Source organism: Bordetella sp. 15P40C-2 (genome assembly GCF_009763235.1).
Lineage (GTDB): Bacteria > Pseudomonadota > Gammaproteobacteria > Burkholderiales > Burkholderiaceae_B > Bordetella_A.
Map to the genome: position 1 here is coordinate 15,658 of NZ_WSJA01000020.1, position 17,335 is coordinate 32,992.

16 protein-coding genes and 1 riboswitch are annotated in these 17,335 nt (G+C 60.9%); of the genes, 4 read left to right on the plus strand and 12 right to left on the minus strand.

The window, feature by feature from the left end; all coding sequences use genetic code 11:
- Positions 1–7: 7 nt before the first annotated feature.
- Positions 8–472, plus strand: a complete 465-nt coding sequence (locus GOQ25_RS08960; protein ID WP_160350124.1) for a TRAP transporter small permease — start codon at positions 8–10, stop codon at positions 470–472.
- On the plus strand, positions 469–1,767 hold the full coding sequence (locus tag GOQ25_RS08965; protein ID WP_160350125.1) for a TRAP transporter large permease: 1,299 nt from the start codon (positions 469–471) through the stop codon (positions 1,765–1,767). Before GOQ25_RS08960 ends, GOQ25_RS08965 begins: the two co-directional genes overlap by 4 nt.
- A gap of 20 nt (positions 1,768–1,787) precedes the next feature.
- On the opposite strand, the gene GOQ25_RS08970 is transcribed toward GOQ25_RS08965, so the two are convergent.
- Positions 1,788–2,675, minus strand: coding sequence for an alpha/beta hydrolase (locus GOQ25_RS08970; protein WP_160350126.1), 888 nt, complete (start codon positions 2,673–2,675; stop codon positions 1,788–1,790).
- 232 nt (positions 2,676–2,907) lie between these two features.
- Here GOQ25_RS08970 and GOQ25_RS08975 point away from each other — a divergent pair, with 232 nt between their 5' ends.
- Positions 2,908–3,723 (plus strand): aspartate dehydrogenase, encoded by an 816-nt coding sequence (locus GOQ25_RS08975; RefSeq protein WP_160350127.1) that lies wholly within the window; start codon positions 2,908–2,910, stop codon positions 3,721–3,723.
- A gap of 132 nt (positions 3,724–3,855) precedes the next feature.
- Here the strand turns inward: GOQ25_RS08975 and GOQ25_RS08980 are convergent, their stop codons facing one another.
- Positions 3,856–4,854 carry a tripartite tricarboxylate transporter substrate binding protein gene (locus tag GOQ25_RS08980; RefSeq protein ID WP_160350128.1) on the minus strand — a complete coding sequence of 333 codons (999 nt, stop codon included), beginning with the start codon at positions 4,852–4,854 and terminating at the stop codon, positions 3,856–3,858.
- A 303-nt stretch (positions 4,855–5,157) separates the two neighbouring features.
- On the opposite strand from GOQ25_RS08980, the gene GOQ25_RS08985 reads away from it, so the two are divergent.
- The gene (locus GOQ25_RS08985; RefSeq protein WP_160350129.1) at positions 5,158–6,822 is read left to right on the plus strand and encodes a thiamine pyrophosphate-binding protein; all 1,665 of its coding nucleotides are present in this window, start codon (positions 5,158–5,160) and stop codon (positions 6,820–6,822) included.
- Here GOQ25_RS08985 and GOQ25_RS08990 read toward each other — a convergent pair.
- From GOQ25_RS08990 to efeO (GOQ25_RS09035), 10 genes are all read right to left on the minus strand, one after another.
- On the minus strand, positions 6,794–7,741 hold the full coding sequence (locus tag GOQ25_RS08990) for a LysR family transcriptional regulator (protein WP_160350130.1): 948 nt from the start codon (positions 7,739–7,741) through the stop codon (positions 6,794–6,796). The genes GOQ25_RS08985 and GOQ25_RS08990 overlap by 29 nt on opposite strands.
- Positions 7,742–7,829: 88 nt before the next feature.
- Positions 7,830–8,609 carry a 3-oxoacyl-ACP reductase gene (locus GOQ25_RS08995; RefSeq protein ID WP_160350131.1) on the minus strand — a complete coding sequence of 260 codons (780 nt, stop codon included), beginning with the start codon at positions 8,607–8,609 and terminating at the stop codon, positions 7,830–7,832.
- Positions 8,602–9,624, minus strand: a complete 1,023-nt coding sequence (locus GOQ25_RS09000; RefSeq protein ID WP_160350132.1) for an ABC transporter substrate-binding protein — start codon at positions 9,622–9,624, stop codon at positions 8,602–8,604. Before GOQ25_RS09000 ends, GOQ25_RS08995 begins: the two co-directional genes overlap by 8 nt.
- Positions 9,625–9,644: 20 nt before the next feature.
- Complete coding sequence (locus GOQ25_RS09005; protein WP_160350133.1) at positions 9,645–10,409, minus strand: ABC transporter permease; 765 nt, start codon at positions 10,407–10,409, stop codon at positions 9,645–9,647.
- Positions 10,406–11,164 carry an ABC transporter ATP-binding protein gene (locus GOQ25_RS09010; RefSeq protein WP_160350134.1) on the minus strand — a complete coding sequence of 253 codons (759 nt, stop codon included), beginning with the start codon at positions 11,162–11,164 and terminating at the stop codon, positions 10,406–10,408. The genes GOQ25_RS09005 and GOQ25_RS09010 overlap by 4 nt, the downstream gene beginning before the upstream one ends.
- The gene (locus GOQ25_RS09015) at positions 11,161–12,633 is read right to left on the minus strand and encodes an acyl-CoA reductase (RefSeq protein WP_160350135.1); all 1,473 of its coding nucleotides are present in this window, start codon (positions 12,631–12,633) and stop codon (positions 11,161–11,163) included. Before GOQ25_RS09015 ends, GOQ25_RS09010 begins: the two co-directional genes overlap by 4 nt.
- Entirely contained in the window at positions 12,630–13,712 is a 1,083-nt protein-coding gene (locus tag GOQ25_RS09020) for a long-chain fatty acid--CoA ligase (RefSeq protein WP_160350136.1), read from the minus strand. The genes GOQ25_RS09015 and GOQ25_RS09020 overlap by 4 nt, the downstream gene beginning before the upstream one ends.
- 65 nt (positions 13,713–13,777) lie before the next feature.
- Positions 13,778–13,869, minus strand: a riboswitch (TPP riboswitch).
- Positions 13,870–13,993: 124 nt separating this feature from the next.
- Positions 13,994–14,821: an iron uptake system protein EfeO gene (gene efeO / locus GOQ25_RS09025; RefSeq protein ID WP_370519927.1), complete on the minus strand. Its 828-nt coding sequence runs from the start codon at positions 14,819–14,821 to the stop codon at positions 13,994–13,996.
- A 35-nt stretch (positions 14,822–14,856) separates the two neighbouring features.
- Positions 14,857–16,152 carry an iron uptake transporter deferrochelatase/peroxidase subunit gene (gene efeB / locus GOQ25_RS09030; RefSeq protein WP_160350137.1) on the minus strand — a complete coding sequence of 432 codons (1,296 nt, stop codon included), beginning with the start codon at positions 16,150–16,152 and terminating at the stop codon, positions 14,857–14,859.
- 20 nt (positions 16,153–16,172) lie between these two features.
- The gene (efeO, locus tag GOQ25_RS09035) at positions 16,173–17,330 is read right to left on the minus strand and encodes an iron uptake system protein EfeO (RefSeq protein ID WP_160350138.1); all 1,158 of its coding nucleotides are present in this window, start codon (positions 17,328–17,330) and stop codon (positions 16,173–16,175) included.
- Positions 17,331–17,335: the final 5 nt, after the last annotated feature.

Below are 17,335 nucleotides of genomic sequence, written 5' to 3' on the forward strand. Positions count from 1 at the left end.
AAAGCCGATGCGTTACATCAATAAGTTCGTCGAGGCCCTGATCACGCTGCTATTCGTTGCGATCGTGATCGCGGGCACGCTGCAGGTCTTCAATCGTTTTGTGTTCAACGTCTCGCTCAGCTGGAGCGAGGAATTCCAGAAATTCGCGTTTGTCTGGGTGGTCTTCCTGGCGATTCCGGTGGCGTACAACCGCATGGCGCATTTGCGTGTGGATACATTCTTTGAACGATTCCCGCCTGCGATGCAGCGCCTGATGGTCTGGATCATCGACCTGCTGTGGATCGGCTTGGGCGTGGCGCTGATGGCGTTTACCTGGCGGTTGATGCAGGTCACTAAATATCAGATGAGCCCCGGTCTGGGTATCAGCATGTCGGTGGTGTACGCAGGCATGGTCGTGGGAGGCGCCTACCTGGTGCTGAGCGTGCTCTCCAACATGGTTCGACGCGTGAAATCGACGGAGGTGGCGGCATGACCCTGGTCATTATTTTCGCGGTGATGCTGGGGCTGGTGTTCATGGGCATCCCCATTCTGCTGTCTATCGCTTCGGTCAGCTTGGTGGGCGCCATGGTGATCCCCGGGCTGGTACCGGCCCTGGTACCGCAAAAAGCCTTCTCCATGCTGGATTCCTTCAGCTTGTTGGCCCTGCCCTACTTTATCCTCGCGGGCGCCATCATGACGCGTGGCGGTCTGAGCGCGGGATTGATCGAGTTTTCGCAAGCGTTGGTGGGTCACATCCGCGGCAGCCTGGGGCATACGGCAGTCATCTCTTGCACGGCGATGGCGAATATCTCGGGTTCATCGACAGCGGAAGCCGCTGCCGTGGGTTCGGTGACGATACCCGCAATGAAGGAACGGGGTTATAAGCCGGGCATGGCCGCGGCGATCGTTGCGGCGGCGGCAACCATCGGCCCCATCATTCCGCCTAGCATGACGATGATTGTGTACGGTTCGATCACGGGCGTTTCGATTGGCGGGCTGTTCATGGCTGGGATTATTCCCGGCTTGTTGATCGCCGCGCTGCTGATGGGGATGATCTATGCGCTGTCTTATCTGCCGTCGAACTCGGCGTTGCGCGTGACACAGCCGCGCTCGACGTTCAAGCAAATATGCAAAGAGACCAAGCGCGTCTGGCCAGCGCTGATGGCGCCGGTCGTCATCATGGGCGGTATCTTGAGCGGCATATTCACCGCGACGGAAGCCGGCGTGGTGGCGTGCGTATACAGCCTGATCGTGAGCAAGGTGTGGTATCGCCGTCTGCCGTGGAAGGAATTGCCGGGCGTGATCGTGGACGCGGCCGTCACCACCGCCATGGTGGCTGGGGTACTGGGTATGGCGGGGGTGCTCGGGTGGTTGCTGAACTATCTCGACTTCAATGACACCGTGCTGACGACCCTGCGCGGCGTGACGGACAGTTCGTTGTTGATGCTCGCCCTTCTTGTGGTCATCATGCTGGTCTTGACGATGATCTTGGACGGGCTGGCGGTCGTGGTGGTGATGGTGCCGACAATTGTGTATGTCGGCACGGCATTTCACATCGATCCGTTGCAGCTGGGCATCCTGATGGTGATGATCACGCAAATAGGCGGCCTGACGCCGCCGGTGGCCATATTGTTGTTCATCACGAGCGGCATCGCCAAGATCCCGTTTGGAGAGGCGGTGCGATCCGTATGGCCGTTCCTGGGCGTCGTCGTGTTCGTCCTGGTGGCCATCATGCTTGTGCCGGAAATCGCCACGTGGCTGCCACATCAGGTGCTAGGCGACGGCTAACCGCCACATACAGGGCTGGCTCAATCGCGAGTCAGCCCCATCATCTCGAACATTGCGCGGGCTAACGGACTGTCCGGCTTGCCGCATTCCAATACCAAATCGAAATGGTTTAACCCCGGCACGCGTACATAGTCGCCGGGGTAGCCACGTGCCTGCCATTGCTGCAGATAGTCCCTACTTTGCCGCTTGAACTCATCGGTTTCGTTATCGCCATAGGAAACGACGATAGGGCAGCCGGCGGCGGGCTCATAATTCACCGGGCTGTTGCGCGCGGCGTCTTCGGCAGAGAGCTTCATCCATGCGTTGATATGCGTATGCGGAATCGGCGCGAGGTCGTACAGGCCGGAGAGCAGCAGCGCGCCTTTGACCACATTCAGCGGCATGCCCAACGGCGTATGCCAGCCGCTAGCGAGCAGCATCCCGCAAAGGTGCCCACCGGCCGAACTGCCACCGATGTAAATACGATCGGGGTCCCCGCCATACTGTTCGATATTGCGATACACCCAAGCCACGGCGCGGCGGCATTGGTCGACAATCGTATCGAGTGTCGCAGCCGGCGCCAACGCGTAGTTCACCGCCACATACACTGCGCCGGCCGAGGTATAGGCGGGCGCCATGCTGCTGGACTCGTTCTTTGACAGCGCACGCCAGTAGCCGCCGTGGATATACACGAACACCGGTGCGCGCGCGGCCGATGCGGAGGGACCCGGGCGGAATACGTCCAAGGTTTCATCGGGATGCGAACCATAGGCAAGGTCGGGCGTGCACGATAACGTTTCCCGGGCACGGCGGCTTTGTTCTGCGTATTCCTGCATGATGGACAGGAATAGCGATTCCGGCACCGTGGCGCGAGCATTGTATTGAGCATCCAGTTCGGCTGAATCCATATCACGATAGAGCTTCATCAATCGGCCATCCAAATTTTGAACACTGCATAGTGCCACGCTCGGCGGGCATTTGGCATGGCATTTTCCCTAGGCAGAAGCTGGCGGGGCTGTAGCGAACGGTCATCCTGGCGGGTGTCACACGCCAAACAAGGTCCACGTGATATTCGGCACTGCGGCTTCGGCTGTACCCGAGAATACTTTCCAGAGTGCCGTTCGCGCCTATACTTTCCTCAGGACATCATAAGGAATTCTCATGGGCACTCCCTCCCCCACCTTACGCGTCGGCATCGCCGGCTTTGGTTCCATTGGTAAAACGATCGCCAAGAAGATCGACGCTGGCATACCGGGCCTGCGGGTGGCGGCGCTGGGCGTACGCGATGTGCAAAAGGCGCGCGATGCCTATACCTTTAAGCAGGCCCCCGTCTATACCGACATCGATCATCTGTCCGAACACTGCGATATCGTCGTCGAATGCGCGCCAGCGGCACTATTGCCGCGTATCGCGGAGCCGGTGCTAAAAGCTGGCAAGAAACTGCTCGTTCTGAGTTCCGGCGCGCTGCTGCTTAACCAACAACTGGTCGATATCGCGCGCGAGCATGGCGGGCAGATCATCGTGGCCACTGGCGCGCTGATTGGCCTGGACGCGGTGACAGCGGCCGCCGAGGGCACGATCAACGAGGTGCGCATGGTCAGCCGCAAGCCGCCCTTAGGCTTTGCCGGCGCGCCATACGTCGTGCAGAACAACATTGACCTGGACGCAATCAAGGAGCCCACGCGCATTTACTCTGGTACCGCGCGCGAGGCCGCGACAGGTTTTCCCGCGAACTTGAATGTCGCGGTGTCCTTGTCGCTGGCAGGAGTGGGGCCGGACCGTACCATTCTGGAAATATGGGCCGATCCGACGGTTTCACGCAATATTCATCGCATCGAAGTCGACTCGGAAGACGCCAAATTCAGCATGGAGATCCAAAACGTGCCCAGCGAGAATCCGAAGACGGGCCGTATCACTGCGCTGTCGGCCGTCGCGGCGTTACGCAAGCTGGTGGCGCCGCTGCGTATTGGGACCTGAACGCGCCACCCCTGCCAAGCATAGGGCCGCCGCCGCAAGCGGATCACAGCGCTCGCGCCGGCATGCCACCGATGTTTTGCATCGTCTGTGCAGCATGCCGGTTGACACAGTCATCAACCGGCCGGGCTGGCTTCACAGTTTAATGTTGGCCTTCTTGGCCACATCGGCCCACTTCTCGACCTCCGCTTTCTGAAACTGCGCCAGCGCCTCGGGACCTGCTCCCGAGACATCGAGGCCGAGATCCTGCAGTTGCTTGCGGACCTCGGGTTGTTCCAGGGTACGGCTCATGGCTGCGTGCAGCTTTTGCACGATCTCGTCGGGCGTATCGGCCGGCGCGAACGTCGCCTGCCAGGAAACCACTTCAAAACCGGGCAAGCCTTGCTCGGCCAACGGCGCGACGCCGGGTAAAACCGGCGAAGGCTTCGCCGACGTCACGCCCAGCGCACGCAAGCGACCTGCCTGAATCAGAGGGACGGCCGATGTGATGTTGTCAAAGAGCAGATCGATTTCGCCACTCATCAAGGCCTGCAGCGACGGACTGCTGCCTTTGTACGGGATATGCAGCATCTTTGCGCCGGTCCGGCTCATAAATAGTTCCCCTGTCAGATGCTGGGAACTACCTACGCCGGCCGAGCCGAAGTTGAACTGCGCGCCGGGCTTTTTACTGGCTTCGATCAAATCCTGCACGGTTTGATAAGGGCTGTCGGCGCGCACCACCAACACGTTCGGAAGGCTGCCAGTCAGGATGATGGGCTTGAAGGACTTGATCGGGTCATAGCCGATATCGGGGTAAATACTCACGTTGATGGCGTGCGAGCTGATGGTGCCACCGACGATGTTGTAACCATCGGGCTTGGCGCGCGCGACTTTCGCCGTACCCAGGCTGCCGCCAGTGCCGCCGATATTCTCGACCACGATGGGCTGACCCAGATATTTAGCGGCGCCCACGCTGTAGATGCGGCCGATGATATCCGTCGCCCCGCCCGGCGCGAACGGAACAGTGTAGGTAATCGGTCGATCTGGCCATTCGGCCGCGTTCGCGGTCAGCGGCAGCGCGGTCGTGGCCACTAATACGGCGGCGAGGCCTGCCTTGCAGAAGAAACGACGGGGATGGTCGGTTGCACGCGACATGCATTGCTCCTCAGTTTTAGATATTGTCAGGTTCCCACACGGGCCTGCTCATCGACGATGGCGTCGACAAAGCCCGATAAGCCCGCTTCATCTTACGACAACGGATGATGTTCTGTGGGTGCCTCACGCTACGCACACATGCATGTATCGGACCAAGCGCCCGTGTTATGCGAAATTCCCAGAGCAGCTATGCAAGAATCCCAGCGCCACGCATGCGCAAGCGAGATAACCTGCGGTCCATCGTCCGGGCCACGTCTTTCACGACGTGTCTCTGGCTCCCACAGTCACCCTTATCTCGCTAATATGAGTTCTCCATCGCAACGAACCGCCGGCCGCGCTCTGGTCTCCTCCCTTGTCGCTCACGGTGTTGAGCGCGTCTTCTGTGTTCCCGGTGAAAGCTATCTGGAAGTTCTCGACGCCCTAAAGGATGTTGAAGACCAGATCGAACTGATCGTCACCAAACACGAAGGCGCCGCGGCCAATATGGCCGAAGCGGACGGCAAGCTGACTGGCAAGCCAGGTATCTGCATGGTCACCCGCGGCCCGGGCGCCACGCATGCCAGCATCGGCCTGCATATCGCGCAACAAGATTCGACGCCGATGATTCTGTTCGTTGGGCAGATCGCCCGTCACGATCGCGGCCGCGATGCGTTTCAGGAAGTGGACTATCAGCAGTTTTTTGGCAGCATCGCAAAACTCGTGATCGAGATCAATGAAGCGGATCGCGTGCCCGAATTGCTGGCGCGCGCCTTCAACGTCGCGGTGTCCGGGCGTCCCGGACCGGTGGTCGTGTCGTTGCCGGAGGACATGCTGACGGAAGTCATCGCGACGCCCGATTGCGCGCCGATGACGCTACAGCTGCCGGAGCTGGCGGCATCCACGCGCGACCAGATTGGCGACGCGCTTAGCGCGGCCGAACGTCCTTTGTTGATCGTGGGCGGCAGCAACTGGTCAGCCGCCGCGTGCGCGGATTTGCGCGCGTTTGCGTCGAGCTGGAATTTACCGGTGGCCAGCGCGTTCCGCCGTCAAGACCTGCTCGATAATGAAGACCCGCAATACGTGGGCCATATGAGCCTGGGCATGAGTCCGGCGTTGCGGGCGCTAGTGCAAGAATCGGATCTGATCCTGGCAATCGGGACGCGGCTGGGCGATGTGCCAACCGACGGCTTCACCTTGCTGGAGTTGCCCACGCCCGCCCAGAAGCTGATTCATCTGCATGCATCCGCGGACGAGTTGGGACGTGTGTATCGGCCGGATATTGCCGCCCCCGTCACCGCCGAGGCGGCGCTGCGCGCGCTGACTGCCCTACCCGCGCCCGGCACGCCGGTTTGGGCGCAACGGACCGCGAAGGCGCGCGAGGCTTTTGTCACCTTTACGTCTCGTCGCCAGACCGAGGTGCGTCCAAACGGCGTAGACCTGGCAAAGGTGATTCTGCATCTGAACGATGCGCTGCCTGACGATACGATCATGACCAATGGCGCGGGCAACTATGCGGTATGGCTGCATCGCTACTATCGTTATCGTCAGCCGCGCACCGAGCTGGCAACGACCTGCGGCGCGATGGGATATGGACTACCGGCCGCCGTTGCCGCAGCGCTGCGCTACAAGGGACAACGTCAAGTAGTATGCGTGGCCGGCGATGGCTGCTTTATGATGTACCCGCAAGAAATCGCCACCGCCATCGAATTCGGCGCGTCGCTCATCATTCTGGTAGTCAACAACGGAATGTACGGCACCATTCGCATGCATCAGGAACGCGACTACCCGGGCCGGGTGTCGGGCACCCGGATTCATGGTTCTGACTATGTCGCCCTGGCGCGGTCATTGGGCGCACATGGCGAACGAGTGGAAAACGAAGCCGATTTCCCCGCCGCGTTGCAGCGCGCCCGCGACGCCGGTGGCGTGGCGCTGATCGAGTTGGTCACCGACCCCGCTCAAATCACACCGGACAAGCGGATCCCGGTGTAGGCTGCACGTTGGGCCACTGGCCCGACTGCACCAATTGCGCGACGGTCTGCTTGATGAGATGCGCGACTTTCCAATAGCTATCGACTTGAGGACGACCGCGCGGGGTCGCCAGGACCACCGTGCGCGTGGCGCGGGGATGATCGATCTTGACGGCCTTGATCGTCCCCGCGGCGAGTTCGTTCTTCACGGCCGCCATCGGCAGAATCGTATAGCCATGGTTCTGCTGCACGAGACGGCTCATCAAATGCGTGGAGCCATCACATTCGATGGCAATGTTCGGTGCTATGCCGATCTCCTGAGCCAGCGCTTCCAGCCAGGTCTTCAGCCCATGCACGGTACTGGGCAGCACCATCGGCAGACTCAGCAAGTCAGCGCCACTTAAGGCTCGACGCGGAACACTGCTCGACGCGGGACAGATGCAGTACAAATCCTCGCGCAGTAATTCTTCATAATCCAGAAGCTTGGATTGCGTGGGTTGATAGAGCAACGCCACGTCCACGTCGCCATCCTGCAGCATATCGATGATGTGAGACCCCAGGCCCTCGACGAATCGGAGCTTCGATTTGGGAAACTCGTGCTTCAGGGCATGAGCGATCGCGCCAAACGTGGCGTTAGCGATCGTAGGCTGCGAAGCAATCGTGATCTTTGCCGGCCCGCCGGCCGCGAGCTCTGCGGCGGCGCGGCGCGCACGGGATAACGCGCCCACGACCTCTTCGGCCGCGCGAAACATGGCTTGGCCTTTTTCTGTCAGCACCATACCCCGCCCGGATCGGTGAAACAGGCGCATGCCGACGCTGTGCTCCAGACGCGTGATATGCCGCGTCAGCGTCGACTGCTCCACCCCGAGATCGGACGCGGCGCGCGACACGCTGCCAGCCTGGGCGACCACATAGAAAAACTCAAGCGCGACAAGATCCATTCAATATGTCTTTAATATAAGTACACCGCTCCACGCTCTCGCGGCCGGAACGAGCCGTCGACCGCCACTGCGGCGTCCGCCCAATGCGTCACCGCATCACCAATCCCCCATCCACGAACAGCACCTGGCCTGTCATAAATCCACTCCAGTCCGACGCAAGAAACATGACAGGCCCGGCGATATCTTCCGGCCTGGCAATGCGTCGCAATGGCGTCGCGGCGATGAGGGCATCGCGAAACGATTCCTGCGTATCGCGACTCGCATCCGTAGGATAGACCAATCCTGGAGCCACGCAGTTAACGCGTATGCCTAGCGGCCCGAGCTCCGTGGCGAGGTTACGGCTGAAGCCAACCAGAGCGGCTTTCGCCGTGGTGTAGTCGTGGTAAGGCACCACAGGGTTTTCGACAAGATTGGTGGCTATATTGATGATGCAACCTTGCGCTCGCCGGCGGAAATGCGGCAGCACGGCCTGGCAGACATTGAAGACCGCGCCGACAGAGCCATCGTACTGAGATTGGTAGTCGGCCCACTTCAGCATATCGAAAGTCGCGCGCCGACGTGGATCGAAACGGTATTGTCTTACGGCGTTATTGACGACAATGTCCAAGCGCCCTGCCTCGTCCTCGATCGCGCTCACCATGGCTTGCACGGCCTCTGGCGATGTGACGTCCGCCTGCAGGCACCAAGCATCGCCGCCGGCGGCCTGACATTGAGCCACCACCGCCTCGGCCGCAGACAAATTGCTGAGGTAGTTGACGACGACGGTCGCGCCCTCGGCCGCGAAACTTCGGGCGATTTCCGCGCCTATGCCACGACTGGCGCCGGTGACCAAGACGACCTTGCCAACGAATTTACGGGTGTCATTCATTGATAGCCTCCGGCAGCAATCGCATATCCAGCACGCGAGACACATCGATAGGCCGCTGTATCAGGCCCAACTGGTGATAGACATTGGCGGCTTGCTGCCAAGCGGCCATATCGAATGCGCCCAAAGGACGTCGCGCACCATCAGGCCCGGGAATCGCCTGCGCGGCGGCATTACGCAGTTGGATGACGGCAGCGTTCATGTCACGATCCGTGCCGTCGATGGCGCGTTTCATGGCAAGCGTGGCGGCCTCGTCCGGATTCGCCATCATCCAGGCCGCGCTATCGCGATAGGCTTTCAGAAACGCACGTAGTAGGGGTTGTTGCTGCTGGTAGGTGGATTCCCGCACGACGAACATATCGCTGGAGATATTCAGATGATCGCGCACCTCGATGACGTTCACCTCGCCCATGCCGCGACGACGGCCCACCAGCAAACCGGTGTCCGTGGCGGCTAGCGCGTCCACTTGTCCTTGTATGAGCGGGGCGAAATTCAGCACGCCGGTGACCACGATCTCGACATCCGATTCCGTCAGGCCCGCGCGATGCAACAGCACAAGCAGATTCTGACGCGTGCCGCTGGACAAACTATAGACGCCAATGCGCTTGCCGCGCAGGTCCTCGGGGCGAGTGATGTTTTTTGACTTCAACGCCACGACATTGAAGACGTTCTGCGGATAGATGTCATAGATCGCGCGCAGCGGCTCACCCTTGTCCAACGCCATAAAAAACGACCCCGGATCGGTGAAGGCCACATCGGCCTGACCGCTAAGCAAATTGCGTATGGCGTCGCCCCCGCCCGCGCCGGGCAGGTAAACGAGCTCCAGGCCCTGCTCCTTAAAGAAACCTTTGTCCGGCTCGACCAGCAAGTTGGTGATTTCCGAAATCGGCTTGCTCCAGCCGGCCACGGTGATCTTGCCTTGCGCGGGTGTTTGCGCACGCGCGGCCCGGGCGTAGGGCAGCGTGGCCAGACCCGCGAAAGCCGCGAGCAAGACACGGCGCGACGGAGAGAAAGGCATGGTGGATATCCTTGAGTCGATCATGATTGATAGCCGTAGGGCTTTAACAACTGGCGTTCAATAAGCAGAATGGCGTAATAGCTGAGCAGGCCGATAACCGCGATGGCAACAAGCGCGGCGAACATGAGCGGCGTATCCATCATGCCTTGCGCGGCAATAATGACCGCGCCCAGACCACGACTGGCGCTGATGAATTCGCCCACTACCGCGCCCACCAGTGCGAGGACCAACGCCACGCGCCATCCGGCCAGAATGCCGGGCAGCCCGGCAGGCAGCTTCAATCGCAATAGCGTCTGCATCCGCGTCGCGCCCAGCAAGCGAAACAGTTGCACGCGATGCGGATCGACTTGCTGCAAGCTCGTCAGCGTGTTTTCCATCAAAGGGAAAAAGCAGATCAACGCTGTCATGATCACAGTGGGCAAGATACCAAAGCCGAACCACAATACAAAAAGCGGCGCCAGCGCCAGTTTGGGCACGACCTGACTCACAATCACATAGGGCTTTAGCACACGGTCGAGCAGCGCCGACTCGGCCAGCGCGATGCCCATGGCCATTCCCAGCGCACCGCCCGCTGCCAGCCCAAACAACATTTCAACAAGCGTGGCCGAGATATGCGGCCAGAGATAGCCGCTACTAAGCGTGGACCATAACGTGGTGGCCACGGCGGTCGGCGCCGGCAAGACCAAGGCGGAAATACCGCTTTGACGCACCGCGAATTCCCATCCAGCCAACAACACAATCAACAACACAATAGAAAGCGTGCGGTTCCTCAGCACTTGTTTCATTGCCCTGCCCTCATCATCGTGTCGTAGATCCCGGCGCAGATCCCGTTGAATGCCACGCCATGCCGCAAGGCCTGCGTGCGCGGCACAGGCAGCGATACCGCGATATCGGCAAGCAGGCGACCCGCGTGCATCACGCCCACACGATCGGCGAGGTACACCGCCTCGCCAATGTCATGCGTGACGAATAGCACCGTCGTACGCTGCTTGCGGCACATACGCAGCAAATCGTCCTGCAGCTCATAACGGGTGATCGCATCGAGCGCGGCGAATGGCTCGTCCAATAGCAGCAGCTCGGGCTGCAGTACCAGCGCCCGCGCCAGTGCCACGCGGCTTTGCTGGCCGCCCGACAGTTCGCGCGGATAACGTTGCTCATAACTCGCGAGCCCCAGCATCGCCAGCAATTCGCGCGCGCGGGCGAAATCCGCCTGGCTTGGGCGTCGCTGCAACGAAACGGGCAGCAGCACGTTATCCAGTACGCGCTGCCAGTCCAGCAAGGTGGGCGCCTGGAACATATAGCCGAGTTGCGGGCCGGGGACCACCGAGCGACCGTCCTGTCGACGAATATGACCTTGTTGCGGCGTCAGCAACCCGGCAACCAGCTTGAGCAAGGTGGTCTTGCCGCAGCCGCTGCGACCGACCAGACAGTGAAAGCCGCCCTGCTGCAATGACCAGCTCACGTCATCGACGATGCGGTGGTCGCGGGCATAGCCATACACCACGCGATGGATATCGATAAACGGAGTGGCCGCGCTCATGGCTCATACTCCGCGAACGGATCCGCCGCAGCTTCGGCCGACTGCTCGATTTCGGTCATGCGTACCAGATCCAACAGATTGAAACGGCCATCGTGATGCCAGCCGGCTTCGGGCACACTCATCGATCCAATGGCGCTGATCCGCGTCACGCCGGCGGCGCCAAGTTGTTCCGCAAGCCGATACAGCTCTGCCGGACTTGCGGCCACGCCCGCGGTCTGCAGGTAGACCTCGCGGCCCGCCAGCCGTGATGCGATATCGTCCAAGCTATCTATAACAGCGATGACGATGCTACGCTGCAACCCGGTGGGCGCCAGCGCAAGTTCTCCATCCACATACGCCACACTCCACGGCGCTCCGGGTTCACCGATCAAACAGTCCACGCTCTGCGGGCCACTGTCCAAAGGAATCCGCCATTCGATCGACTGACGCCATTTCGCCACGGCGGAAGATTCGTTCAGATCCAGCGCGCGCCTTGGATAGCGCTGCTGCAGATTGGCAAGTTCCGCCGCGATATAGTCTGCGAACGCGCGCGGCGAGACCTGCCCACCGCGCTGCACATAGAAGACCTGCGGTGAATAGCAGCCCTGCTGGTCGTAACGCATCACGTCCCAGGCGGCACGCCTGGCCAGCGCGGGCGCTTTCAACGCGTCCAGCGCCGACGCACTGACCACGCCAAATCCCAGCTTATGACCATGCGGCAGGAAACGCGTCGTCACCGGCAGGCGCCGTTGAATCGCTTGCAGTGCCTCATTGCCACCATAAGCCACGACGGTATCAGCCTGGGCATACAACGCGTCCGCGCTGCCGTCACCCGCCCCCCGCCACCACACGACAGCGAAACACTCTGCCCAAGGAGGATGCACCTCGGCCAGCAGGCGCGCGAACCAACCGGCGAACAGCGGCTCGGCGCTAGGCAGCTTGCCAATATTGCCGGCTTTGACCAGCAGGCCGCAAACAAAGCTCCACAATGCCAGTGCGGGGACATTTCCCGCCCAGCTATGCGCCAGCAGAGCCGGGCCATAGGCGCGTACCGCCCCGCCCTTGGGCGCGGGTTGAAAAGCATCCAGGACTTTGGGATTCGTAAAGTCTTCGGCGACGAATCGATGTAGCTGAGGCGCGCGAAAGGTTTTAAAAAACCCTGTCAGTCCGACTCTGACCATCTCGGCATCGAAGCCGCTGACCACCGGCAACCAAGCGTCGGCCTGCCGACGATACGGGTCATCGCGATCGAGCAGACGGGCGATCGCGCGGTCGATAATGGCGATGATCTCCGATACGGACATCGTGCGCAGATGACGCGCGCTCGCTTGTTTTACCCGCAATGCCAACGCCTGCATCTGCGCGGCCGTCAACACCGGCACGGCGACCTCCAGCTGCCGAGCGCCTGAACCAAAGTGCAAGCTGTGCCAGCTGACCTCATCGGCTGTCAGCCCGGGCAGATAACCGGCTTCGATCCGCGCCATCGTCATGCCGCGCTGGAACGGATGAATTCTTCGACAGCCAGCGAGCAGCCTTTGGCTTGCGCGCCAGCCGCCCGGCCCAGCAGCAAAAAGCCGCCCTCCGCGGGCTCACCCACGTCCTCGGTCAATATCGTCGTGACCGAGTTGAAATTGGCCAGATCGCAATGCACCAGTATGCCGCGTTCACCGTCAGGCACGGTAAAACCCGTTGCCGGGTCAACGAGCCGCGAACGTATCCAGTGCGGTCCCGATTTCACCGAGGGGACCACGGCGTTGCCATCATCGTAGAACTGTGTGCTCAGCTCCGTCATCCCATACATGTTGATGCAAAGCTCGCCCGGCACGCCGAACAACTCGGTCAGTTCGGCATAAAAGGTGTCTAGCGGCAACTCGCGCGACTGGCGTTTATAGCCGCCGGTATCGAGGATGCGACTGCCCGGCGGCAGGCGAAAGACGCGGCCGGTCTCGCGCAGCGCATCCATCACATGAACGAGGCTGTAGCTCGCACCCAGCAGCGCATACGGCTGGCCGCTGGCCTCGGCCTGCTCCAGACGCTGCCACAGCGCGTCAAGCGCGATACCGTCAGCGGACATAAAGTACTCGCTGTCCGGTGTGCCAAACACCGATTTCGCCAACGCCAGATAATGCGCCAGCGACGAGTTCGGCATCACGGTTTCGTCGGGGAACAGAATCCCCATCGGCATACGCTCGACGCCGCGCATGAAGCGCCGAGCGAAATTGCGCGTCATCGATAGATCATAAACATCCAAGCGCGGGTGGAAGTGACGCCCGCGCGCATCCGCGCGGGTCGTGCCGCTGGTCATGAAAACCCGCTCGGTGTCCTTGGGCGGCTCACATCTCAGCTCCATCGCCTTGAACGCATCAATGGGTACGGCGGGTATATCACGCCACGATCGCACACTGCGCAGGGTGACGCCGCGATGCTGGCAAAAGCGTTTGAACGGCACATTCGCCTGGTATTGATAGGCAAACAGGCGAAGCGCCAGTTGATCGAACTGATCGTCAGTACAACCGTCTTGGGCAATAAAGGCGAGCAGATCCGCCTCTGGCGATGCGATGGGATTCATGGGCTCTCGAGTGTCCTATACAAAGCCCCGAAGCCCGCCTGCGCCCGGTCGCGCGAGGCGCGACCTGGTCCAGTCATTGCTCTTCTTACGCCGGTGTGAACCGGGTCAAGTTCGCGGGTCTGAATCTCAGCACTGGCGTGCACCCCGGAGCAAGCGCCATGTTAACCCGCAATAGCGAGTTATTCATAAACCCGGGGTATTTCCGGCGGCGAAACTCAAACGCCCGACGAGCGTCAGCGCCGCCCCCGCCGCGCGAGTCCGCTCTGCCAAGACCCAGCGATTTAATCCAACCCCAACATCCCGCGCATCTGCGACAGGTCTTCGGCCAGCGTATTCACCCGTCCCGCCAAGACCTTGCGGTCGCGGTCGCTGAGTTTTTCATACGATTCGAAGCCGCCATTGGCGGTTTTGTACTTCGCGAGCGTGTCAAAGACGGTCTTGAAATTCGCGTCGGTCTTTTCCACAAAAGCGGGATTCTCGCGCTGCACCAGCGGACGCAAAAACTCAAAAATCCGATAGCCGCCCTCGAAATTAGCCTGGAAATCCCACAGGTCGGTATGACTGTAGCGGTCTTCTTCGCCGGATATCTTGGTCGCGGCGACTTCTTCCATCAACACGGCGGCGCCGCCCACGACTTTCTCGGGCGGAAAGGTCAAGTTGGCCAAACGCTTTTGCAACTCCAGAACGTCGGCCATCAATGTATCGGCCACGGCAGTGACATTGTCGGTGCTCTTTTCTTCCCATAGCGCATACTCGATGCGATGGAAGCCGCCAAAACCGGGATCTTTTTCGGCCTTTTCATGATCGTCGGCGCGCGAGTCGATGGAAGCATCCAGATCGCTAAAGAGCTCCGCGACCGGCTCGATGCGCTCATAACTCATGCGCGTGGGCGCGAACAAGGCGCGGGCCTGCTCGATATCCCCCGCTTTCACGGCGTCGGTAAATTTGCGTGTGTCGGTAACGAACTGGTCGATGTTCTCGTTGACATAAAGCTTGTACTCGGCCACCGGACCTACGAGCTCGAGCGGCGATACGGCGGCATGCGCTTGCAGCGTCAACGCACCCAACGATAGGGCAGCGGCTAGCCATCGATGACGAGTAATGTTCACGGGATCTCCTTATACGGTTAATGATTCGGGCGGACTCAGGCGTCGGCCAGCAACACACGTCCCAGCCAGTCTTCTTTATCGCGCATGCCTGGCAAGGTATAGAAAAAGCCGCCGCCGATGGGCTTGATGTATTCCTCTAGCGGCTCACCATCGAGGCGCTTTTGCACGGTGATGAAGCCTTTTTCCAGGTTCGCCTGATAGCAGATGAACAACAGACCCATCTCTAGCTGCCCGGACTTTGTCACGCCATTGGAATAGTTAAACGGCCGGCGCAGAATCAGGTTCTGCTCGGTCGCGGCGGTGCGGGGATTCGCCAGCCGGATATGCGCATCCAGCGGCGTGAGTTTGCCTTCGGGATCGCGGCTGTAGTCGGGCACATCGTGCTCGGTCGGGCCTCCATCCAGCGGCGCGCCGGTATCGCGATTGCGGCCGATGATGGACTGTTGTTCCTGCAGCGGCGTGCGGTCCCAACGCTCGACGAAATTACGGATGATGCGCACGACTTGGTAGGTGCCGCCGTAGGTCCATGCGGGTTCTTCGTTGTCGTCGGGCCCCACCCATACGAGCCGGCGCATCGCATCCTGATCGTGTGCATCGGGGTTGGCCGAACCATCGCGAAAACCCAGGAAATTTCTGGCGCTCTCCAATGGCACGCCGGGCTTTTTCGCCACGGGCGGAACACTGCCCTCTTGTTTCCACAGCAACACAAGTAGATCCGGAAACTGCTTGATGATGTCGCGCAGCGCATGGATATTGGTGTCGGGCGTATTCGCGCAGAACTGGATCGACAGATCGCCGTGGCAGAGCGCGGCATCGAGCGCGTCATTGGGATGCGCGCTCATCTGCTTCAGATATCGCGGTTTGCGCGACGCCAGACCATAGCGATCGTCGAATAAAGAGGCGCCTACCGACACGGTGATGGTCAGTGCATCCGGCTGCACGAGGGGCCCCAGGATGCCGGAGTCTGCGGGCGGCAAGCGCGGGTCCAGCTTTGGGACCTCGCCGCCTTGGGTGAGAAAGGCGATTCGCGCGGATAGTCCGCGCATCAGTCTTTCGAGTTCTTTACGATCGGTGGCGATAATATCGAATGACGCGACCAAGCCCGCCGCGGGCCGGGGCGTAACGATGCCCGCCTGATGTTCTCCCCAGCAACTGATGCGGTCATCGCCATGCGTGCTAGCCGGCGCATCAGTGACTTGACCGTCGTTCGTTGAGGCGATCGCCGGCAGGGGCAGCACCGCCATGCCCGCGACATTTGCCGCGGCGGTGAGCCACCGGCGTCGCGACACCGACGATAAAGCGTTGCGATGGAACGTATGCTTGAGGGACATCTTTACACCTGTAGAGAAAACTACTCCAGCCCCAGCTTGTCGTTGATCTGCGCCAGGGTTTCTTCGACCGACTGCACGGTCTGTGAGAGCCGTGCGGCGGATGCCTCATCGGGCTCTTGCCGATACGCTTCCAGACACGCGTGCCACGCCGCAAACCGCTGATCGATCTGCTGTTGCAGCGCGGGGTCTGACTTGCCGACGAGCGGCGCGAGCAACTGCGCGATACGCTCGGCGCCTTCCCCTTGGGCTAGCATGATGTCGGCATGTAGTTCGGGGGGGAGCGACTTGGCGTCCTGTGTAAAACGATCACCCATGCGCTGCATCACGCGGGCTGCGCCCGAGGCCATTTTGGCCGGCTCGATGGACAGCGTGCGCAGCCGTTCGCGTAATGCGCTGGCGTCGACTTGCAAGGCCTCGATGATGGGACGCGCGTGATCGAGCGCGTCGTTTCCATATAACGCGTGCTGCAAGCGGTACAGTCCGACAAAGGCCGCATCGTTCTCGCGCTGCTGCAGGTATTCCGACCGAACGTTCAAGCGCGCGTCCAGATCGGCGAACAGATCGGCTACGGGCTCCATGCGCGCATACGCTTGATGCGCCTGGATATAGGCCTGCCTGGCCTGATCGTGATCGCCCGCCTGTTCCGCCACGGCCGCTGCTTGCAAGGCCTTCTGCAAGGCCGCCGCTTGCGTGAGCAGTGTGACGCGATACTCGGCCAACGGCCCCACGTAGGCCACGAGCGAGGGCTTGGCGGCTTCCGCATCGGAGGCCGCCGACGGCGTTACGGTCAGCGTGCCGCGCGGGTTGCTCAATAACCCGCAAGTGATCTGAAACTGCCCCGGCGACAGTTTGACCCTTAGCGTTTGCGATATCCCGGGCGCAATGTTCTCGCGTTCCTCCACCACCATCACGCCGTCGAGAATCTCCCATTCCAGCGCACGCGAAGATGCATTGGTGATGACGAAGGTCGTGCGCCCGGCGGGCACGGTGATGTCATTGGGATCGCACACGTTGTCTCGTATGGTCACGCGTACTGCGTGAGACTCGTCGCCCGTCTGCGCGCGAGGCAAGGTCGAAGCCCACCAAAACGAAGCCATGCCCGCCAGCGCTAACAACCCGGATGCCGCGACGGCCAGGACTTTCAAGGGCGATCGCTTATTCTGCTTTGATGATGACATGGTGA

Coding starts and splice junctions, on each gene's coding strand:
- GOQ25_RS08960 (WP_160350124.1), top strand. CDS start 8: ATGCGTTACATCAATAAGTTCGTCGAGGCCCTGATCACGCTGCTATTC.
- GOQ25_RS08965 (WP_160350125.1), top strand. CDS start 469: ATGACCCTGGTCATTATTTTCGCGGTGATGCTGGGGCTGGTGTTCATG.
- GOQ25_RS08975 (WP_160350127.1), top strand. CDS start 2,908: ATGGGCACTCCCTCCCCCACCTTACGCGTCGGCATCGCCGGCTTTGGT.
- GOQ25_RS08980 (WP_160350128.1), bottom strand. CDS start 4,854: ATGTCGCGTGCAACCGACCATCCCCGTCGTTTCTTCTGCAAGGCAGGC.
- GOQ25_RS08985 (WP_160350129.1), top strand. CDS start 5,158: ATGAGTTCTCCATCGCAACGAACCGCCGGCCGCGCTCTGGTCTCCTCC.
- GOQ25_RS08990 (WP_160350130.1), bottom strand. CDS start 7,741: ATGGATCTTGTCGCGCTTGAGTTTTTCTATGTGGTCGCCCAGGCTGGC.
- GOQ25_RS08995 (WP_160350131.1), bottom strand. CDS start 8,609: ATGAATGACACCCGTAAATTCGTTGGCAAGGTCGTCTTGGTCACCGGC.
- GOQ25_RS09000 (WP_160350132.1), bottom strand. CDS start 9,624: ATGCCTTTCTCTCCGTCGCGCCGTGTCTTGCTCGCGGCTTTCGCGGGT.
- GOQ25_RS09005 (WP_160350133.1), bottom strand. CDS start 10,409: ATGAAACAAGTGCTGAGGAACCGCACGCTTTCTATTGTGTTGTTGATT.
- GOQ25_RS09010 (WP_160350134.1), bottom strand. CDS start 11,164: ATGAGCGCGGCCACTCCGTTTATCGATATCCATCGCGTGGTGTATGGC.
- GOQ25_RS09015 (WP_160350135.1), bottom strand. CDS start 12,633: ATGACGATGGCGCGGATCGAAGCCGGTTATCTGCCCGGGCTGACAGCC.
- GOQ25_RS09020 (WP_160350136.1), bottom strand. CDS start 13,712: ATGAATCCCATCGCATCGCCAGAGGCGGATCTGCTCGCCTTTATTGCC.
- efeB (WP_160350137.1), bottom strand. CDS start 16,152: ATGTCCCTCAAGCATACGTTCCATCGCAACGCTTTATCGTCGGTGTCG.
- efeO (WP_160350138.1), bottom strand. CDS start 17,330: ATGTCATCATCAAAGCAGAATAAGCGATCGCCCTTGAAAGTCCTGGCC.